Genomic DNA, 19,652 nt, shown 5'->3' with positions numbered 1-19,652 from the left:
ATTTTTGCAAAGATAAAGCTATCTGTTTAGTAACAAGAATTTATTTGAATTGTTTTAACAGATGATTTTTTAAAATTTGTTAAAAATAAATTTGGATTTTAATTTTTTTTTAGCTAATATTTGCTTTATAAACATATCGAAAAAAATTAAGCGTTAGCTTCTATTTCTACCTTACAGGAATCTGGTAAATTCAAAAAAAGAGATGTAGAATAGATGGGTGAACGCTCACGCTTCGGCGTGGGCTTACCTATTTATATCTCTATGGCTTACCAGAGCCTCTGTAAGAATAAATAAGGTTTTGTCCCACGCTTTGTTATTTTATAAACTTTCATTTTGGGACTGAATGAAACATAATTTAAACCTATAATGAAAAAATTACTACTTATGGCAAGCTCGGTGTTATTAACACTTTCTTGCGGAACATCTGATGATTCATCATCTAACAATTCTAACAACAACTCTTCTTCAAAAATCACTCCCCCTGCTTGGATTCAAGGTACTTGGATCAAAAAGGGAGAAACTGACAATGTAGGTTATAGATTTACATCCGATGATTTTTGTCAACTTGTTATACTAAACGAATTTTGTTGGAAGGCATCTATGGGTGTTCAAAATTCAGATTCCTCGATTAGTCAAGATATAAGTAATACAACATACAGTATTAAATACACTGCAATGGGTATCTCTTCTATTTTTTCTTTTAAACAAAAATCTTCATCAGAAATTATATGGACGAATGCAAACGGTTTCGATGAATCTATAATAGAGCATTTCACTTATGTAAAACAGTAGTTAAAATGAAGAAAATAAAAGATGACGTAGTTACCATTTTAATATTAGTTATATCAATACTAATTTTTGTTCAATTTGTAAGAAGCTGTAAATCAAAACCAGGTGATACATATAATGGTTGGCACAAAGATGATCCAGAAATGAATCGAATCAAATAACTCTTAAATTTTAATATTATGAAATCAATACTTACAATTTTCATTTGCTGTTTAGCATTTAACATGAGTGCACAATCAACTTATTCCCAACCAAGACAGTACAATGAGTACATAAGTCCTATTGATGTCAATTTGGTTAATCATGTTTTAGCAAGTAAACAAAGTAACTATGACAGAAATAGTAAAAGAATACTTGATAAAATGGAAGTTATAGATAAACTTTTTATAAAATTATATGAAAGACAGAACAACACATTCACAGAAAAACAAACAAAATATTTTTCTTCATATTATGAGTATACAAAAACTATTACTAAAGATGAACTTACTAGCGAATCTAATACTCTATCAATACTACAAACTTTAGACGGAGTAGAAGAACAACTATACAAAATATTATATCCTTAAATCCTATCTTTATGAAAAATTTTTTAACAATTTTTGCACTTTTATTTTCGCTAATAACTTCTGCCCAGCAAGGAGATGTATATGTAAAAAGTTATGTAAAAAGTGATGGTACATTTATTCCAGATCATTACCGTACTCCAAAAACCGAAACTATTAATGATAATTACACGACAAAAGGGAATGTAAACCCTTACAATGGCAGACCAGGCTATATACCTAGAGAGGGAAATTACAAAACTCCAAAAACACAAACCTACTCAACTAATGAGTATAAGATTAAAACACTAAAATCTAAATCTTATTCTACAAACAATTATAAATCATATTATAACGGTTATTATAACACTCAACCAAAACCTATTAAGCGAACAAGGTTAAAATCAACAAATTCTTATTATACTTACTAACCTTTAACACATTCAAATTATGATTTTTAGAAAAAATGAAATTCCAGATAACTTTCATATAGAATTTATTAAACCTGATATCATTGTAAGATTTGACTTAAAAAAAGATGAAATTATTAATGAGAATGATGTTACATGTGTTTTTCTATTTCACCCTAAGATGCAACCTGGCATTTTAAATGTTATGGGAATTAAATTTTATGAAACCGTTAACAATACCATTCTTGAAGAATACTCTGTTGGAGGAAACAAACCATACCAAGTTTACATATATAAAGGAAAACCTTTCAATATTGAATTCATAAAAGAAAAATATATTAATTTAAAATAAATTATTCAAACCGTTCTTTTTTAGAACGGTTTTTTAGATATTATAAATCAAGAATATATTTAAAATGTATTAACAAATATATTTTTGTACAAAAACTATAACAAAACCAATTGATTTTGTGCTAAAGCACCTTCTAGCTGCAATAAAGCTTCTTTTCTATAAATTCCTCCTGCATAGCCAATCATAGAGCCATCACTGCCAATAATTCTATGGCACGGAACTACAACGGCTATTTTGTTCAAACCATTCGCAGTTGCAACTGCACGAATCGTTTTTTCATCGCCCAAAAAAATTGCTTGTTTTTTGTAGGTTGATGTATTTCCGTACGGAATTTGTAGCAACGATTGAAACACTTTTTGTTGAAAATCGGTTCCTGTAAATACCAATGAAACCTTAAATTTCTGTAATTTTTTATCGAAATATAAAGCAAGTTCGTCTTTTAATTGACTTAAATGTTGATTTTCTTGCTCCACAAACTGCGCATTCAAGCTTTCAGCTAACTTTAAAAGCGTTTTTTCTAAATGAATTTGATCGTGAAATTCCACCAGACAAATTCCATTTTCAGTAGCACCTAAAAACATTAAACCCAACGGAGATTGATAGGTTGATACAGCAATATGGTTGGAATTACCGGTAAGTTTTTGGTTTAAATCTAAAAAATTCATTCGATAAATTTAATAAAAAAAACCTTCTTAAAAAAAGAAGGTTTTCATTATACTATTTTGCAACTAATTACTCAGCAGCAACAACTTCGTATGGTAATTCAACGATTACATCGCGGTGTAAACGAACGTTTGCAGTATATTTACCTAAACGTTTGATAGTACCAGAAGTGATGAATTTTTTGTCGATTGATTGACCGTTTGATTCTAAAGCTGCAGCAATATCAGCGTTCGTTACCGAACCAAATAATTTTTCGCCACCAGCTTTAACAGCAATCTTGATCTCTAAAGCTTTTAATGCTTCTGCAGTAGTGTTTGCATCAGCGATTAATTTAGCTTCTTTGTGAGCTCTTTGTCTTAAATTTTCAGCTAAAACTTTTTTAGCAGACGGTGTAGCCAAAACAGCCATACCTTGAGGAATTAAGAAATTACGACCGTAACCTGGTTTTACAGTTACCACATCGTCTTTAAATCCTAATTTTTGAACATCTTGTTTTAAGATAATTTCCATGTTGTTGTCCTTTTTAAAGAGAAGTTAGCCCGCCAATGACGAGGCAACAACTTTAATTTGTTATTATTTTAATAAATCTGCAACGTAAGGCATTAAAGCTAAGTGACGCGCACGTTTTACAGCTACAGATACTTTTCTTTGGTATTTTAAAGAAGTTCCTGTTAAACGACGCGGTAAAATTTTACCTTGCTCGTTAACGAATTTCAATAAGAAATCAGCATCTTTATAATCGATGTATTTGATTCCAGATTTTTTGAAACGACAATATTTTTTAGTTTTGTTTGTTTCAATGTTTAAAGGCGTTAAATATCTGATATCTCCGTCTTTTTTTCCTTTTGCAGATTGCTCAATTGTTGACATGATAATTACGCTTTTTTAGTTTTTAATTTTTCTCTTCTTCTCTCTGCCCAAGAAATTGCATGCTTGTCTAAAGCTACTGTTAAGAAACGCATAACTCTTTCGTCACGACGAAATTCAGTTTCTAAACCAATAATTGCATCACCTGGTACAGTGTACTCGAACAAATGGTAAAAACCACTTTTTTTGTTTTGAATTTCGTAAGCTAATTTTTTTAAGCCCCAATCTTCTTTAGAGATCATTTTAGCCCCTTTTGAAGCAAGAAAATCTTCGAATTTCTGTACTGTTTCCTTTACCTGAGTTTCAGATAAAACGGGATTCAAAATGAAAACAGTTTCATAATGATTCATAATAATTCTATTTAATTTGTTATAAAATTGGGTGCAAATATATAACAGTTTTTTGTTGAAAACAAATGGTTTTGCTTTTTTTTCAGTTAGATTTTTAGATTTTAAAACAATTTTTGAAATCACAAAAATTTCACACCCTAGTTTTCAATAATTTTATATCAATTAACAATAATATCCTCTCATATTAACTTTTCAATATGATAAAACCATTATTTTTCACAACGCTTTATTGGCTTTTGTATGTTTTAACAACCATTCGTATAATTCCATGTGGCGGTACAAATCTTCTACACTGCCATGATTTCCTCCTTTTACAATTTCGAATTCAATTGGTGCATTTTTGTCACATTTTTTTACTGCCTTCACAATTTTTTGTGACTCCGAAAGCGGAACAATAAAATCTTTATCGCCGTGAATAACCTTTATGGGAACTTGAGCTAAATTACATGCATCATTCACATCACCACCTCCACAAATTGATACCGCTGCAGCTACCCTATTTGGGTATTCACCTATATACTTCATGGTTCCATACGAACCTAAACTCATTCCTGTGACATAAATGCGGGCTTCATCAATGGAATAATTATTAATCATATATTGCACAATTTCATCCACTTTATCTGCATTCCATGGTCCCGATGGAAGTTGCGGTGCAACTATATAAGCCGGAATATCTAATCCTTTCTCAACACCTTTTAAAACACCATAACGTTTCACGCGTTCTATATTTGTGCCCGACAAACTTTTTCCATGTAAGAATACAATTAATGGTGCTTTATCAGTTGTATTTTGGGGTTCATTCATCCAAAAATTATAGGCTGTTTTGTTTACTATTGCAGTCGGCTGTCCAAAAGCGCTTATGGTTAAAAACAAAAAAACGATTTTCAAAAAGATTTTCATCAACAATTTTTGCCGCAAATATACCATTATTTGTTTTAAAAAAAAGAAGGGTTTTTTTGAACAAAATTGTTAATTTCGTTTAAAATAGTACCTACACAATTCTTATTGCACTCCAAATGAGTAAAATTTTAATGACCTTGTTGCTTTTTGCTTCGCATTGTATGTATGCACAACACTTCACAAATGAAATAACTATTGTGCAAAATGGTGTAGAGGAAAAAATCACATCAGAAAACATAAAAATTCATTTGAAAAAACAGCCTTTTGCTATACAATTTCAAAGTAGATTGCATAATTCTTCAAGAGAAATTTTTAATGGATTAAAGGTTACCATCGTTAAAGAAAGGAGTAATATGCCAGTAATTGAGGAAGGCAATCTCATAAATTTAATTCCGTTTTTAGAAGAAGTTGCTGTAGTATTGCCTGATAACAATGGGTACTACACAACTGCAGAAATTAGCAAGTATGCGCACCATTATCTATTTTATGAAAACGAATCGCATAAAAACGTAGAATTAATGGCTAAAAAAAAGGAGTTAGGTTTGTTTGAGTGGAATATAAACCGTTTTAATTTTGAAGGAAAACAATTTCCTATTGAAAAATGGAACGAAAACCAATTGACTTTTATTTTTTTAAATGATTTTAACAGCAATAAAGTTATTGATGCCGATGAATTGCGAATCGTTCAAATTCAGTTTGAATAGTTTATGACTTTTAAGGCGCTAAACGTTCTATAAACCAATCGCCATCAGGATTAAGCGTATATTTAATGCGGTCGTGCAGCCTATTGGGTCTGCCTTGCCAAAATTCAATTGAAACCGGTTTTACTAAAATACCGCCCCAATTTGGTGGTCGATTTACTTCGGTATTAGCAAATTTCTCTTCTAATTCTTTTAGTTTTGTGTCTAAAAATTCACGGTTTGGAATCACTTCGCTTTGAGGTGAAACCACAGCACCTAGTTGACTTCCTTTGGGGCGCGAATGAAAATATCCATTGGAATATGCTTCGCTTTGCTTTTCAGCTATACCTTTAATGATAACCTGACGTTCTAAAGAATGCCAAAAAAACGACAAACAAACTTGCGGATTTTGCAACAATGCTTTGCCTTTTTCAGAATCGTAATTGGTTACGAATGTAAAACCGTTTTCATCGTACTTTTTAAGCAAAACAATGCGCGATTTTGGAAATCCATCTAAACCAAGTGTTGAAAGCGTCATGGCATTCACCTCTTCTACCCCACCAAATTCTTCTGTTTCATGGAACCATTTTCTAAATTGCATGAGCGGATTTTCGTCGATCATCGACTCCAACAATTCACTTTTTTCGTATGATTTTCTATAATTACTTAAATCTGTCATTTTTCTAAAATTTAAAAACCAAGCCATCATCTGCTAGTTGCACGGGCTGAAAAACTGTTTCGGCTTCTTGTTTAAACAAATTAATATCGGCATATCGTGTGGAATAATGTCCTAAAATCAAGTTTTTAACACCCGCTTTTTTTGCAATAGTGGCTGCCTGAATGGCGGTGGAATGCCCCGTTGGCAAACACTTGTCGATATCTTTTTCTAAAAAAGTACTTTCATGATACAACACATCCACATTTTCAATCATCGAAATCAGTGCTTCATTATAAATAGTATCCGAGCAAAATGCGTAGGTTTGGGTGGGCAGTGGATCAAAAGTTACAGTTTCATTTTTAATAATTGTTCCGTCTTCTTTTTTTAAATCGCTGCCTTGTTTTAGCTTGTTAAAATAGCAAACATCAATTCTTTGCTCAGTAGCGGCATCGATATTTATACGGCGCAAACCTGGTTTCTCTTTAAACAAAAATCCATTAGCATATATGCGGTGTTTTAAAGGAAGCGTGTGCACTGCTATCTTATCATCTTCAAAAATCAGTTCCGATTCTGTTGCTTCTAATTCATGAAAATGCAGATTGTATTTGGTGTATGATTTGCTTAACTTAATTTGCAACAAAATAATTTCTTTAATGCCTTTTGGGCCATAAATATGCAAATCGTTCGGGCGGTTTAGAAGTGAAAATGTAGAAATTAATCCAATCAATCCAAAAAAATGATCGCCGTGCAAATGCGATATAAAAATATGATTGATACGCGAAAATTTAATTTTGTGCTTGCGCAACTGCACTTGTGTTCCTTCTCCGCAATCGATTAAATACATTTGGTTGTTGATTTCCAATACTTGCGATGTGGGATTTGTGATGGTGCGTGGTGTTGCCGAATAGCAACCTAAAATACTTACTTTCATGAATGTTTTTTTCTGAAAACGATTTAGAACCCCAAATCTCTTTCAATTTCTTCCATTTCGATGATATCGAAACCTTCCTGAAGTGTTGGAACAACAATTATCTCTTCTGAAACTTCATCAAAATCAATATCGGCTACAATTACAAACGATTTTTTTTGTTTTTTTTGAAGTACTGCCAATGGTTCAAAAGGAATAATTTCAGACGGGCGCAACGCTATTTCTTCTAAATCGATAATGATGTTTTTGCCTTTGAAAACATTGGGTTGATCCATTATTTTTTCAGCAAAATCAGCAAAATCTTCGCTGCTTTTTTTAAATACAACAATGTTATTTTTTTCTTTTACTTTCATATTTATACAGTTATGTTTTTATTGGAACTCATGGAATCGCTATATCTATATTTGTTTTTGTTTGCAACAAATAATTTAGTAAAGGCGATTTTCCTTTTTCTTCTAAAAATACAATTATTTTATTTTAGATGCAAGTAAATAAATCACTGCCATACGAATTGCTACACCATTTTCCACTTGATCCAAAATCACAGACTGCTGCGAATCGGCTACATCAGAAGTAATTTCAACCCCTCTATTGATTGGGCCAGGGTGCATAATTACAATTTCTTTATCCAAAGAATCCAACAATGCTTTGTCCACACCATATTGCTGTGCATATTCGCGGGTTGAAGGGAAATAATTCACATCCAAACGCTCGTTTTGTACGCGAAGCATATTGGCAACATCGCACCATTCCAATGCTTTTCGCAAGTTAGGTTCGTATTTCACTCCCAAATCGGTAATGTATCGCGGCATCAATGTTTTCGGACCGCATACCATTACTTCTGCTCCCTGCATTTGGAGTGCAAAAATGTTTGATAAGGCTACGCGAGAGTGCAATATATCGCCCACAATAACTACTTTTTTTCCGCCTACTTCTCCCAAACGTTCTCTAATTGAAAAACTATCTAGCAAAGCTTGTGTGGGATGCTCGTGTGCACCATCGCCTGCGTTTACGATACTGGCTTTTACATTGCGCGACAAAAAGTGGGCTGCTCCTGGATTGCTGTGGCGCATCACCACCATATCTACTTTCATGGAAAGGATATTGTTTACGGTATCAATCAAAGTTTCGCCTTTTTTTACAGAAGATTGTGCTGCCGAAAAACTAATTACATCTGCAGACAAACGTTTTTGTGCCAGTTCAAATGACAATTTGGTTCGCGTGCTGTTTTCAAAGAAAATATTGGCAATGGTGATATCGCGTAACGAAGGTACTTTTTTTATGGGACGGTTGATAACTTCTTTGAACTGATCGGCAGTTTCAAAGATTAATTCAATATCATTTTTATTGATGTATTTTATACCTAATAAATGGTTAACGCTTAATTCTTTCATTTTGAATTTGCTGTTGAATCGTTTTGATTATTTATACGGGATTTGATAAAAGATATACTTCATCGGCAGTGGCATCTTCGTCTTTCCATTGCACTTTCACTTTTTCATTGTTAAAAGCATCTACTTGTCTGCCTCGGTAATCGGGTTGAATGGGTAAATGCCTGCTGAAACGACGATCTATCAATACCAAAAGCTCAATTTCGCTAGGTCTTCCAAACGATTGAATGGCTGTTAAAGCCGCACGAATGCTTCTACCAGTGTAAAGCACATCATCTATAAAAACTACGTTTTTATTTTCCACCAAAAAGTCGATTTGTGTTTTGTTGGCTTCCAATGGTTTGTTGCTCCGGCGGAAATCATCTCTAAAAAAAGTAATATCTAAAAACCCTAAATGAATAGCTGCAATTCCGTAATGAGCCGAAAGAATATGCGCAATACGCTGTGCTAAAAATTTTCCACGCGGTTGAATGCCTATTAAAACGGTATTCGAAAAATCGTTGTGTTTTTCAATTAATTGGCACGCTAAACGATGTAAGATGATATCAACCTCTTGCGAAGTTAACAGTATTTTTGAACTCATAGCGATGTGATGTTTGGGTGTAAATTTACAATTTTTATGATTATTTATCGCATTTTAATTATTGATTTTGAGCAAGTCTTTACAAATGTTTTAATGCAAAAAAAATCTAACTTAAAAAAGTTAGATTTTTTTATTACTCTTCTTCATCGTCAAAATCGTCGTCGTCTTCGAAGTCATCGTCATCGTCAAAATCATCATCGTCTGAATCATAATCTTCGTCCTCGTCCTCGTCGTTTTTGCGCTTGTCGGCTTTTTTCTTTGATGCTTTTTTAGGCTTGCTCTCTTCTTCTTCTTCGTCTATGTCTAACTCTTTCACATTGATAGAATCAACGGCTGGCAACTCCTCTTCTTCTTCAAAGTTTTCAATTCGGTCTTGCAGTTTTGTACTTACTTTTACTAAGTATATGGTATCTTCTGTACGCACCTCAACAGCTTCAATTAATTCGCCTTTTGCATTGGTAAACTGAATAACGTCTGCGTCGTCGTATCCGTCGGGAAATTTATCAACTAACAGGGTTAAAATTTCGTTTGTTAATTTTGCGTAATCAACAATTATTCGTTTCATTATTGTAGTAATTAGGTGCTTCAAAAATACTATAGCTACACGGAATTATGCAAATGTTTTGAAGCTTTTTTTTGATTTTTTTTATTGTCCTAATATATAAGCAAATACAAGTGGTGCCACGATTGTTGCATCTGATTCGATCATGAATTTTGGTGTATCAATATCTAGTTTACCCCAAGTAATTTTCTCATTTGGAACGGCACCTGAATAAGAACCGTAAGAAGTGGTAGAATCGGAGATTTGACAGAAATATGACCAGAAAGGTACATCTTCCCACTCTAAATCTTGATACATCATTGGAACCACACAAATTGGGAAGTCACCTGAAATTCCACCAGCAATTTGGAAAAACCCAACGCCTTTTCCTGCTGAATTGGCACGGTACCACTCTGTTAAATAAATCATGTATTCAATACCCGATTTTACTGTTGAAGCTTGTAAATTTCCTTTGATTACGTTTGCTGCAAAGATGTTTCCTGTGGTTGAATCTTCCCAACCCGGACAAACAATTGGTAAATTTTTCTCTGATGCTGCAACAATCCATGAATCTTTTGGATCGATTTCATAATATTGTTCCAAAACGCCTGAATTTACCACTTGATACAAAAATTCATGAGGTAAATAGCGTTCTCCTTTAGCTTCTGCAGCATGCCACACATCTTCTAAATGTTGTTGTAAACGGCGAAATGCTTCTTCTTCAGGAATACATGTATCTGTTACACGGTTAAAGTGCGTGTCTAACAATTCGCGTTCTTGTTCTGGTGTTAAATCTCTCCAATTAGGTATTCTTTTATAGTGCGAATGTGCCACCAAATTCATCACATCTTCTTCTAAATTGGCACCTGTGCACGAAATAATATGTACTTTATCCTGACGAATCATTTCTGCCAACGAAACGCCTAATTCGGCTGTTGACATGGCACCGCCTAACGAAATAAGCATTTTACCGCCTTCTAATAAATGTTGTTCGTAACCTTTTGCGGCATCAACCAAAGCTGCTGCATTGAAATGACGGTAATTATGTTCGATAAATTGTGAAATGGGTCCTTTCATATTTTTATTCTTGTTTAAAGTTTTCTTTGTTTAAAGTTTGTTGATTTTTAAAATCGTTTATTTGCTAATTACCTAATCTACAAATTATCTTCCTTATAAATCGTAAAAATTTTTATTTATTATAACCTAATATTTTTAAAACATCGTCTGCGGTTTGCTGTTCCGAAAAAACTTCGGTTGCCAAAATGCCGTTTTCATCGCGATCTATCAATATGTGTTTGGGTTGCGGAATCAAACAGTGATGAATACCTCCTTGTCCGCCAATGGTTTCTTGATAGGCACCCGTATTGAAAAAGCCAATATATAAAGGTTTTTCTTTGTTGAATTTAGGCAGATAAATCGCGTTCCAGTTTTGTTCTGAATTGTAATAATCATCTGAATCACAAGTCAATCCACCTAAAAGTACGCGTTCATAAGAATCGTTCCAGCGGTTAACAGCCAACATGATGAATCGTTTGTTAATTGCCCACGTATCGGGTAAAGTGGTGATGAAAGACGAATCGATCATGTTCCATTTCTCTCGGTCGTTTTGTTGTTTTTGATACAACACTTTATAGATGGCTCCACCCGATTCGCCTACTGTAAACGAACCAAATTCGGTAAAAATATTCGGCATGTCCACATCGGCTTCCTCGCACGCCATTTTTATTTGATTGATGATTTCATCGACCATATATGCATAATCGTAATCAAAATTCAGCGAGTTTTTAATCGGGAAACCGCCGCCTATGTTTAATCCTGTTAACGATGGACATTCTTTTTTAAGGCTGGTGTACACTTTTAAACATTTTCCCAATTCATTCCAATAATAGGCGGTGTCGCGAATGCCGGTATTGATAAAAAAGTGCAGCATTTTAAGTTCCACATTCGTGTTCTCGGCCACGGTTTTTCTGTAGAAAGGAAGAATGTTTTTGTAACCAATTCCCAAACGAGAGGTGTAAAACTCGAATTTAGGTTCTTCTTCTGATGCAATGCGGATTCCGATTTGGAATTTTCCTTTTATGCGTTCTTGCAACAAGTCCAATTCTTCGTAATTATCAATAATGGGAATGGTATTTTTGTGTCCGCCGTTTATCAATCGTGCAATATTTTCCACGTATTGGTCGCGCTTGAAACCGTTGCAAATTACAATCGTTTTTTTGTTGATTTTGCCATTTGCCAATAAATTCTCTACAATATTAATGTCAAAAGCCGATGATGTTTCCACATGGATATCATTTTTAAAAGCTTCGTTCATTACATATTCAAAATGCGAACTTTTGGTACAATAGCAATAGTAATAATTGCCCTCGTACTTATGTTTTTCCATTGCTTTTCTAAACCAACCTTTTGCTTTGTTGATGTTGTTTGAAATTTGCGGAAGGTAAGTGAATTTTAAAGGTGTTCCGTATTGTTCTACCAATTTCATTAAATCGATATTGTGGAACATTAAATGGTCTTTATTTAATGTAAACTCTTCTTGCGGAAAATAAAAAGTTTGGTTTATTAAGTCGAAATATTTAGTATTCATAAAAAAAATCCTGCGTTAAAAATTAATAATGGGTGGTGTGTATTTGTTTATGAATACGCTTTTCAAACCCGGATATTGGCAAAAGCAATCGAGAGTTTTTCGTGATACATCTGATTCTTGGTTACCGCCTTTAAAGGTTTGTAGCCCATGCTAGATGCTCCCCATTGATTTTGAACCCAATTCGAGATTTTTAGGAATGGTTTAATTATTTTTTTGCTGTAAATGTTACAAGTTTTGTTCACTAAAAAAATGTAATAACGTTTAAACTAATTTGTTAAATAATCGTTGAAAGCATCATAAATCATACCAGTTTCAACCGTTTCATTAATAACGCCGCTCCCAATTTCGTTTAAGAGCGTAAACTGTATATTGCCGTTTTCGTTCTTCTTGTCGTGTATCAGTAAATTGCAGCAAATTTCTATATCATTTTTGGTAAAAACAACACTTTCAAACATCAAAGTTAAAGTTTCTTTTATTTCTGTGTATATTTTTTTTGTTAACAAGTTCTTTTTATACGAAATAAAAGCCTCTAAAATCATTCCTACCGCAATGGCTTCGCCGTGTAGCAAAGGAGCAATACCCTTTCCGGAATGACTATAAGTTTCAATTACATGACCCAAAGTGTGCCCAAAATTAAGCAGTTTCCGAACGTTTTTTTCAAAAGGATCTTGCAAAACAATTTCATTTTTAATCGAAACCGAATGGTAGATCAGCAATAACAAATCTTCGGTGGTTAATTCACTCAAATTTTTCAGTTGATTCCAATAAGATGCATCGGCAATTAATCCATGTTTATACATTTCTGCCAAACCCGAACGCATTTGATTTCCAGGCAATGTTTCCAAAAAAGCGGCATCAATCAAAATCATTTGCGGTTGTGAAAAACTGCCCACCATGTTTTTTAATCCGCCTAAATTCACCCCGGTTTTTGTTCCAACCGAAGCATCAACCATTGCCAATAAACTTGTAGGTATGTTCACAAAATCGATTCCTCTTTTATAGGTTGCAGCAACAAAACCGCCCAAATCGCAGACCATTCCGCCACCTACATTAATAAGTAGTGCTTTTCTATCTATGTTCATCTCCACCAGAGTTTCCCAAACAGCATTACAGGTTTCAATGGTTTTGTTCTCTTCGCCTGCTTCTATCTCAATAATTTCAAAGGATACATCAATTGCCAACCATTGCAATACGGTATTCAAACAATATTTAGCCGTGTTTTCATCAACTAACAGTACCACTTTACTGTATTTTTTTTCGCCAATAAACTGCGACAGCCTTGCGTAGTAGTCGGTTCCAAAAAAAACAGGATAATTAGATGCTTGTATGTGCATGCTTAAAAAAATTTGCTGTAAAAATAAATCAATTTTTAGAACTATTGTATCTTTGCAGCACAACTTTAAACCAAAATGGAAAAGATATTTGATAATACCGCGGTTGCTTTTGCATTAAAAAACAATACCGAATTAAATAAGGCCTATTATTTATTCAAATTAATCAGCAGCAACACCTTGGTAAAACTGGGTACTTCGTTAACCAATTTCGCTATTTCTACCAATCTGCCTGTGAAAGGGTTGATAAAATCTACTGTTTTTGATCATTTTTGTGGCGGTGTTACCGAAGAAGATTGTTTAAAGGTGGTTGATAAAATGTACACCAAAGGTGTATCGTCGGTTTTAGATTATTCTGTGGAAGGAAAAGAAACCGAACAGCAGTTTGACCATGCTTTGCAAATGACCCTGAAAACCATTGAATTTGCCAAAGAACGAGCAGCCATTCCATTTGCGGTTTTTAAACCAACTGGTGTGGGTCGATTTTTCCTGTTTGAAAAGAAGGGCGAAAACAAAGCTTTTACCGATGCCGAACAGCAAGAATGGAACCGAGTGGTTGAACGTTTTGACTTGATTTGCCGAACAGCTTATGAAAAAGATGTTTTGTTGCTGATAGATGCGGAAGAAAGCTGGATGCAAGACGCTGCCGATGATCTGGTTTTGGATATGATGCGCACATACAACAAAGAAAAATGCATTGTTTTTAACACGGCACAAACCTATCGTTGGGACCGTTTTGATTTTGTAAAAAACACACATGCTATTGGTCTTCGTGAAGGTTTTCATGTGGGTTTTAAAGTGGTTCGTGGTGCGTATATGGAAAAAGAACGTGCACGTGCAGAAGAAAAGGGATATCCATCGCCTATTTGTGCTACCAAAGCACAAACCGATGCTACTTTTAACAAAACCATGACTTATATCGCTGAGAATTTAGATAATAAAATGGCATTGTTTGCTGGTACTCACAATGAAGAAAGCAGCTATTTATTGATGGATTTAATGACCCAAAACAACATTCCTCATACTGACAAACGTGTATGGTTTGGACAATTGTACGGCATGAGCGACAATATCAGCTATAATCTTTCCAATCACAATTACAATGTGGCGAAATACTTACCTTTTGGACCAGTATATGATGTGGTGCCGTATTTAATTCGCCGTGCCAACGAAAACACATCGGTTGCCGGACAAACCAATCGAGAGTTGGATTTGTTGGATAAAGAGTTAAAACGAAGAAGATCGAAGTAAAGAGAATAAATGCTGACATCCCCCTTAACCCCCCTTTCAAAGGGGGAAATTTTGTTTAATGTTTCTATTTCAGTTTTACAAAATACAGCAATACAATATACAGCAATACAATATACATTTAAAAAACACATCCCCCTTAGTCCCCCTTCAAAGGGGGAGTTTTTCAGCTTCAAAATAAGAATTAGAGTTTCATTCTAACTTTGAAGTTTAAACTTTAAATTAGTAAACGAGTGAACAAGTGAACCACAGATTAAATGATTTGCGTAAATTGCTTTATGAACTCCATTATTACAGAAATACATTATACAGAAATACAATATACATTTAAAAAACACATCCCCCCTAATCCTCCTTCAAAGGGGGAGTTTTTCAGCTTCAAAATAAGAATTAGAGTTTCATTCTAACTTTGAACTTTAAACTTTAAATTAGTAAACGAGTGAACAAGCGAACAACAGATTAAATGATTTCCGTAAATTGCTTTATGAACTCCATTATTACAGAAATACATTATACAGAAATACAATATACATTTAAAACCACATCCCCCTTAGTCCCCCTTCAAAGGGGGAGTTTTTCAGCTTCAAAATAAGAATTAGAGTTTCATTCTAACTTTGAACTTTAAACTAGTAAACGAGTGAACAAGTGAACCACAGATTAAAAGGTTTCCACAAATTGCTTTATGAACTACATTATTACAGCAATACATTATACAACAATACAATATGCATTTAAAAAACACATCCCCCTTAGTCCCCCTTCAAAGGGGGAGTTTTTGAGCTTCAAAATAAGAATTAGAGTTTCATTCTAACTTTGAACTTTAAACTTTAAACAAATCAACCACAGATTAAAAGGTTTCTCAAATTGTTTTATGAATTACATTATTACAGCAATACCAAACACATCAATACATAAACCCGAAAAGCCATAGTGGGATCTTGTTTCCAAATCCCGTTTCTGTCTTATCCACTACAATAAAGCTGTTCTTAATATTTTTTATCTGTTTAAAACTTTTCCCTGCTCCTCCCACTTCAAATAGGTATGTATCATTGACTAAAAAATCGCCTTGTTTTGAAGTACTTATTTGATGAAATCCATTCATTTGATTTGCAAAAAATGTTTCTCTCAAATTACCTTCGTTTACACCTGAAATAGCTAACGCATATTGCAAGTTTGTATTATCAAGGTAGATTTTATCAGGTTTATTCATCAAACTCATTCCCTTTTTGGAAGACATCAAATTGATGGTTAATCCTGCTTTTTGCAAATAATCGAGGTAGCGAACCGCATTGGCTCTGTTGGTTTCTATTTCAGCACTGAGTTTGGCAACATTCGGAGAAAAAGGCACTAACGAAGCCACAATCATCAGCATTTTTTTTATTTTGTGTACGGTAACATATTCAATATTTTCTACTGCTGGCAAATCATTTTCCAAAATGGTATTGACCACATTTTGCAATCGTAACGGATATACTTTTATCCCCTCTTTGTAAAACGGATAATAACCATATTCGAGGTATTTTTTAAACTCGGGCAACACTTTGATTTTAGCGATAATCTCTCCTGCGATATTTTGATGGTTTTGCAAAATATCTTCCAATGCAAATGGTTTCAAGTTGAGGTTGTTTTCAAAATTGAGAAACTCTCGAAACGATAATCCTTGCAAATGATACGTCACGGCTCTTCGGGAAAGATCGGCATTAGAACGGTAGATTTCCAATATAGACGAACCAGTAAAAACCACATACAAATCGGGATAACTGTCATAAATATTTTTGAGTTCAACAGACCAGTTGGGATAGCGGTGCACTTCATCCAAAAACAAATGCGTTCCTCCGTGTGCCTGAAAATAATCTACCAAATCTAAAAGCGTGTTTTGAGCAAACCAAATATTATCCAAACTAACATAAAGTGCTTTACTTTTATCCGAAAAATTCTCGACAATATGCTGTAACAATAAAGTTGTTTTACCTGTTCCTCTTGCGCCTTTGATACCTATCAAACGATTGCTCCAATCAATTTGATGATACAAATAACGGTAGTGCTTCGTTTCTACCGAATTCAGCAAACGTGTATAACTTCGAAATAGTGCTTCCATAACAATTTACTTTTGACAAAAGTACAAAAAAAGCACTTTAAAAGAACGTTTTTACCTCAAAAGTGTATTTTCAAAAGAACGTTTTTACTACAAAAACGCATTTTCAAAAAAACGTTTTATGTAATATTTACGATTTCTTTATCGCGATAAATAAATGACTCCGATACTTGTTAAAAGGTTAAATAGTGATTAAAGTTATATCAGTTTTAAACCTTAAACTTTAAACAAATTAACCACAAATTAAAAGGTTTCCACAAATTGCTTTATGAACTCCATTATTACAGAAATACATTATACAACATTACAATATGCATTTAAAAAACACATCCCCCTTGATCCCCCTTCAAAGGGGGAGTTTTGGGGAGTGATGTTATCTCTGTTTTATGATATACATTATACAGTAATACAATATACATTCATACGCTATACAGCAAACAAAACCTTAAACTTTAAACAAATCAACCACAGATTAAAAGGTTTTCACAAATTGCTTTATGAACTACATTATTACAGCAATACATTATACAGCATTACAATATACATTTAAAAAACACATCCCCCCTAATCCTCCTTGAAAAAGGGAAATTTTATATAAATGGCTAATTAAAGTTAAATGTGGGAAGAGTGATATGGTGTATTTGTTTCGGAAATTAACTGATCAAATATTTTAATAAAGCATATTATTTTGCACTAAAGGAGTGCATTTTTTTACTATTTTTTGCACTATTAAAGTGCATAGTTGTTTTTTCAATTCGCTTTCTTCTTTACAAAGAGGTAGCCTATAAGCTTATAAGGTGAAAAAGTACTATGGGTATAATGGTAAAAAGATATAACATTAAGAAATGTTTAAGTTACAACCATCTTAAACATCATTACTCCGTCATTTTATCACTTATCTTCTTGTGAAATGTGTATGTATAGTGTAAAGCATTTTATCAATTTTTATTAAGCTCCTTTACCTATTTTTTAGCAGCTTCTATTGAGTCAGATATAGAACTAATAAATATTTCTTGTTTGCCAATGGCTCCTTTGCTGTCCTAATTATTCTATTTAGTTTTTGCAAGCAAGCCGATTCACTGCCCTTGTTTCAACGATTCAATACCACCATGGTCGCTATGGGCTGTATTTCCTCTCCAATAGCGCTTAGATTGTTCCAAATAGTCTATTTAATTCTCTTTTATAAATTCAATAGTTTTAGTTTGCGGTTTTCAAGTTGCACTTCCGTTAAAGCGTGAGAAGCCCAAAAAACCGTGATTGCTTCAAGAATATGCGTCATCCAGCCTGCTGCGGAAATTATTCAAAAGTTTAACCAAAAACCTCGCTGGTTCGATCTTTCGTCTTTTAATATCTATGAACTCCCTGTAGAGCTGTTCCGTTATCTGAATTTGGAATAACCTGCCAAACTGCTGTGCCAATTGCTGTACGGAACACTTGTCGGTGTCAACCGCACCTGAATAATAAAGTGCATAAACCAATTCAACAGCATCCACCTTGTTGGCTTTCCAAACAAGCGGTATTTTTCCTTTAAGTTGTTCGGCTGGCAGCGGTGTTTTCAATAGGTTCAACTGCTTGTTATAGAGTAGTACCAACTGTTTGTATGAATTCATTTTAGCTAGCAGGAAACCATGTGAGCTGCACGATTCCGGATCGGCATTCAGGTTGTACAAAGCATAGGCCGTATCACCATGTGCTAACCGTGTAAAATAACGTTTGTCGTTATATGTTTCATTGTTTTTAATATAATTATAAAATTCTTTTTCATCTTTGAGAAAATACAGCAATCGGTTAATTTCTTCCTTGTAGGGCTTGGCACGCTGCATTTCAAGGTCGGCTACTTTATCATAAAATCCCTTTAATTCCAACATAAAGATATACGCCTGTACCAGCGGTGGTTTTAGTTCTTTAAAAAAGTGAATTTCATCTTCAACCGTAGTAAAGTGGTAATATCGTACTGCTGCATTCAAGTCTGCAATTGCTACTGCCACCTTTTTAACCTTATCGTTAAGCTGTGGTAACAGCAACGGATTGATAGTGTAAAATACTTCCATTTCGGTAAGTAGTTCTGATACTTGGAATCGTAAATTTAAGTTCATAACAAATAGTTCTTTAAGGGGTTTAAAAACACATGTTTACGAATTGGTTGGTTTTCAACAGCGCGCCTATTGTAAAACCTATGTTTAAATTTGTATCGAATATTATTGATATGCTACTATAGTATCGAAACTATTCGTTATTCAACACTTTTTTTACTTTATTTCACACTTTATGCCGTATTAATTTGTAATTTTAACATAACTAAACCAAACAATATGAAGCAACTGCTAAAAAATAAAACTGGCACCAATTATTTTGAAAATGACTTTGCCATATACTTTAAGAAAGAGGCAATACTGTACATTTTATTTAAAAACAAGCTACAGCTTAACTATCATACCGCAAGCAAGATTGTTCGTGATCGTTTATGGTTTCAAGCTTACAGTTCGTATCATGTTATATGTGACGTTTCTGCGCTTTACTCCATAGATGAAGCTGCCCGTGACTACCTTGCCACGAAAGGATCATACCTTGTTAAAACGGTTGCCCTTATATCAGACAAAGCGACGCTGTTGGAAATGGGTTCGATTTATACTATTTTTAACAAACCGAGCGCAGACACCAAACTTTTTTCTAACCTATATGCTGCTGAGGAATACATTAAAGCCAAAACAAAAAAATAATGAAGCATTTC

General features: G+C 33.8%; 24 protein-coding genes. 8 read left to right on the top strand and 16 right to left on the bottom strand.

What is annotated here, in order from left to right; translation table 11 throughout:
• Window positions 1–384 precede the first annotated feature (384 nt).
• The 5 genes from MG290_RS01060 to MG290_RS01040 are packed head-to-tail and all read left to right on the top strand — an operon-like array spanning window position 385 to window position 2,096.
• Window positions 385–792: a hypothetical protein gene (locus MG290_RS01060; protein WP_264562083.1), complete on the top strand. Its 408-nt coding sequence runs from the start codon at window positions 385–387 to the stop codon at window positions 790–792.
• 5 nt (window positions 793–797) lie between these two features.
• Window positions 798–950 (top strand): hypothetical protein, encoded by a 153-nt coding sequence (locus MG290_RS01055; RefSeq protein WP_264562082.1) that lies wholly within the window; start codon window positions 798–800, stop codon window positions 948–950.
• A gap of 18 nt (window positions 951–968) precedes the next feature.
• The gene (locus tag MG290_RS01050; RefSeq protein ID WP_264562081.1) at window positions 969–1,358 is read left to right on the top strand and encodes a hypothetical protein; all 390 of its coding nucleotides are present in this window, start codon (window positions 969–971) and stop codon (window positions 1,356–1,358) included.
• An 11-nt stretch (window positions 1,359–1,369) separates the two neighbouring features.
• The gene (locus MG290_RS01045) at window positions 1,370–1,765 is read left to right on the top strand and encodes a hypothetical protein (RefSeq protein ID WP_264562080.1); all 396 of its coding nucleotides are present in this window, start codon (window positions 1,370–1,372) and stop codon (window positions 1,763–1,765) included.
• Between the two features lie 19 nt (window positions 1,766–1,784).
• Window positions 1,785–2,096, top strand: coding sequence for a hypothetical protein (locus MG290_RS01040; RefSeq protein ID WP_264562079.1), 312 nt, complete (start codon window positions 1,785–1,787; stop codon window positions 2,094–2,096).
• Between the two features lie 95 nt (window positions 2,097–2,191).
• On the opposite strand, the gene MG290_RS01035 is transcribed toward MG290_RS01040, so the two are convergent.
• The 5 genes from MG290_RS01035 to MG290_RS01015 form a co-directional block, all read right to left on the bottom strand.
• Window positions 2,192–2,761, bottom strand: coding sequence for a methylated-DNA--[protein]-cysteine S-methyltransferase (locus MG290_RS01035; RefSeq protein WP_319800350.1), 570 nt, complete (start codon window positions 2,759–2,761; stop codon window positions 2,192–2,194).
• Window positions 2,762–2,828: 67 nt separating this feature from the next.
• Window positions 2,829–3,269: a 50S ribosomal protein L9 gene (rplI, locus tag MG290_RS01030; protein ID WP_257499167.1), complete on the bottom strand. Its 441-nt coding sequence runs from the start codon at window positions 3,267–3,269 to the stop codon at window positions 2,829–2,831.
• A gap of 63 nt (window positions 3,270–3,332) precedes the next feature.
• The gene (gene rpsR, locus MG290_RS01025) at window positions 3,333–3,629 is read right to left on the bottom strand and encodes a 30S ribosomal protein S18 (RefSeq protein WP_002987043.1); all 297 of its coding nucleotides are present in this window, start codon (window positions 3,627–3,629) and stop codon (window positions 3,333–3,335) included.
• A gap of 5 nt (window positions 3,630–3,634) precedes the next feature.
• The gene (gene rpsF / locus MG290_RS01020) at window positions 3,635–3,976 is read right to left on the bottom strand and encodes a 30S ribosomal protein S6 (RefSeq protein ID WP_129758677.1); all 342 of its coding nucleotides are present in this window, start codon (window positions 3,974–3,976) and stop codon (window positions 3,635–3,637) included.
• A gap of 216 nt (window positions 3,977–4,192) precedes the next feature.
• Window positions 4,193–4,879 carry a prolyl oligopeptidase family serine peptidase gene (locus MG290_RS01015; RefSeq protein WP_264562078.1) on the bottom strand — a complete coding sequence of 229 codons (687 nt, stop codon included), beginning with the start codon at window positions 4,877–4,879 and terminating at the stop codon, window positions 4,193–4,195.
• Between the two features lie 116 nt (window positions 4,880–4,995).
• Between MG290_RS01015 and MG290_RS01010 the strand changes: the two genes are divergently transcribed.
• Window positions 4,996–5,583, top strand: coding sequence for a hypothetical protein (locus MG290_RS01010; RefSeq protein ID WP_264562077.1), 588 nt, complete (start codon window positions 4,996–4,998; stop codon window positions 5,581–5,583).
• A gap of 10 nt (window positions 5,584–5,593) precedes the next feature.
• Here MG290_RS01010 and pdxH read toward each other — a convergent pair whose 3' ends face one another.
• The 9 genes from pdxH to aroB all read right to left on the bottom strand — a co-directional run bounded on the left by pdxH (window position 5,594) and on the right by aroB (window position 13,581).
• On the bottom strand, window positions 5,594–6,238 hold the full coding sequence (gene pdxH / locus MG290_RS01005; protein WP_264562076.1) for a pyridoxamine 5'-phosphate oxidase: 645 nt from the start codon (window positions 6,236–6,238) through the stop codon (window positions 5,594–5,596).
• Window positions 6,239–6,242: 4 nt separating this feature from the next.
• Complete coding sequence (locus MG290_RS01000; RefSeq protein WP_264562075.1) at window positions 6,243–7,148, bottom strand: ribonuclease Z; 906 nt, start codon at window positions 7,146–7,148, stop codon at window positions 6,243–6,245.
• A gap of 23 nt (window positions 7,149–7,171) precedes the next feature.
• Window positions 7,172–7,498, bottom strand: coding sequence for a ribonuclease Z (locus MG290_RS00995; protein ID WP_257499180.1), 327 nt, complete (start codon window positions 7,496–7,498; stop codon window positions 7,172–7,174).
• A 114-nt stretch (window positions 7,499–7,612) separates the two neighbouring features.
• Entirely contained in the window at window positions 7,613–8,539 is a 927-nt protein-coding gene (locus tag MG290_RS00990; protein ID WP_264562074.1) for an aspartate carbamoyltransferase catalytic subunit, read from the bottom strand.
• A gap of 31 nt (window positions 8,540–8,570) precedes the next feature.
• Window positions 8,571–9,119 carry a bifunctional pyr operon transcriptional regulator/uracil phosphoribosyltransferase PyrR gene (gene pyrR / locus MG290_RS00985; protein WP_264562073.1) on the bottom strand — a complete coding sequence of 183 codons (549 nt, stop codon included), beginning with the start codon at window positions 9,117–9,119 and terminating at the stop codon, window positions 8,571–8,573.
• Between the two features lie 133 nt (window positions 9,120–9,252).
• Window positions 9,253–9,684, bottom strand: a complete 432-nt coding sequence (locus MG290_RS00980) for a DNA primase (RefSeq protein ID WP_264562072.1) — start codon at window positions 9,682–9,684, stop codon at window positions 9,253–9,255.
• A gap of 81 nt (window positions 9,685–9,765) precedes the next feature.
• Window positions 9,766–10,737 (bottom strand): deoxyhypusine synthase family protein, encoded by a 972-nt coding sequence (locus tag MG290_RS00975; RefSeq protein WP_264562071.1) that lies wholly within the window; start codon window positions 10,735–10,737, stop codon window positions 9,766–9,768.
• Between the two features lie 112 nt (window positions 10,738–10,849).
• The gene (locus tag MG290_RS00970) at window positions 10,850–12,247 is read right to left on the bottom strand and encodes an arginine decarboxylase (protein WP_257499185.1); all 1,398 of its coding nucleotides are present in this window, start codon (window positions 12,245–12,247) and stop codon (window positions 10,850–10,852) included.
• A gap of 266 nt (window positions 12,248–12,513) precedes the next feature.
• Entirely contained in the window at window positions 12,514–13,581 is a 1,068-nt protein-coding gene (gene aroB / locus MG290_RS00965) for a 3-dehydroquinate synthase (RefSeq protein WP_264562070.1), read from the bottom strand.
• Between the two features lie 75 nt (window positions 13,582–13,656).
• On the opposite strand from aroB, the gene MG290_RS00960 reads away from it, so the two are divergent.
• The gene (locus MG290_RS00960; RefSeq protein ID WP_264562069.1) at window positions 13,657–14,829 is read left to right on the top strand and encodes a proline dehydrogenase family protein; all 1,173 of its coding nucleotides are present in this window, start codon (window positions 13,657–13,659) and stop codon (window positions 14,827–14,829) included.
• A 901-nt stretch (window positions 14,830–15,730) separates the two neighbouring features.
• Here the strand turns inward: MG290_RS00960 and MG290_RS00955 are convergent.
• The gene (locus MG290_RS00955) at window positions 15,731–16,924 is read right to left on the bottom strand and encodes an ATP-binding protein (protein WP_264562068.1); all 1,194 of its coding nucleotides are present in this window, start codon (window positions 16,922–16,924) and stop codon (window positions 15,731–15,733) included.
• 1,259 nt (window positions 16,925–18,183) lie between these two features.
• Window positions 18,184–19,017 (bottom strand): RteC domain-containing protein, encoded by an 834-nt coding sequence (locus tag MG290_RS00950; protein WP_264562067.1) that lies wholly within the window; start codon window positions 19,015–19,017, stop codon window positions 18,184–18,186.
• A 216-nt stretch (window positions 19,018–19,233) separates the two neighbouring features.
• Here MG290_RS00950 and MG290_RS00945 point away from each other — a divergent pair, with 216 nt between their 5' ends.
• Complete coding sequence (locus MG290_RS00945; protein ID WP_264562066.1) at window positions 19,234–19,641, top strand: DUF7793 family protein; 408 nt, start codon at window positions 19,234–19,236, stop codon at window positions 19,639–19,641.
• Window positions 19,642–19,652: the final 11 nt, after the last annotated feature.

Origin of the sequence: Flavobacterium sp. CBA20B-1, from assembly GCF_028473145.1 — a bacterium.
GTDB lineage: Bacteria > Bacteroidota > Bacteroidia > Flavobacteriales > Flavobacteriaceae > Flavobacterium.
This window is presented reverse-complemented; position numbering and strand designations above follow the sequence as displayed.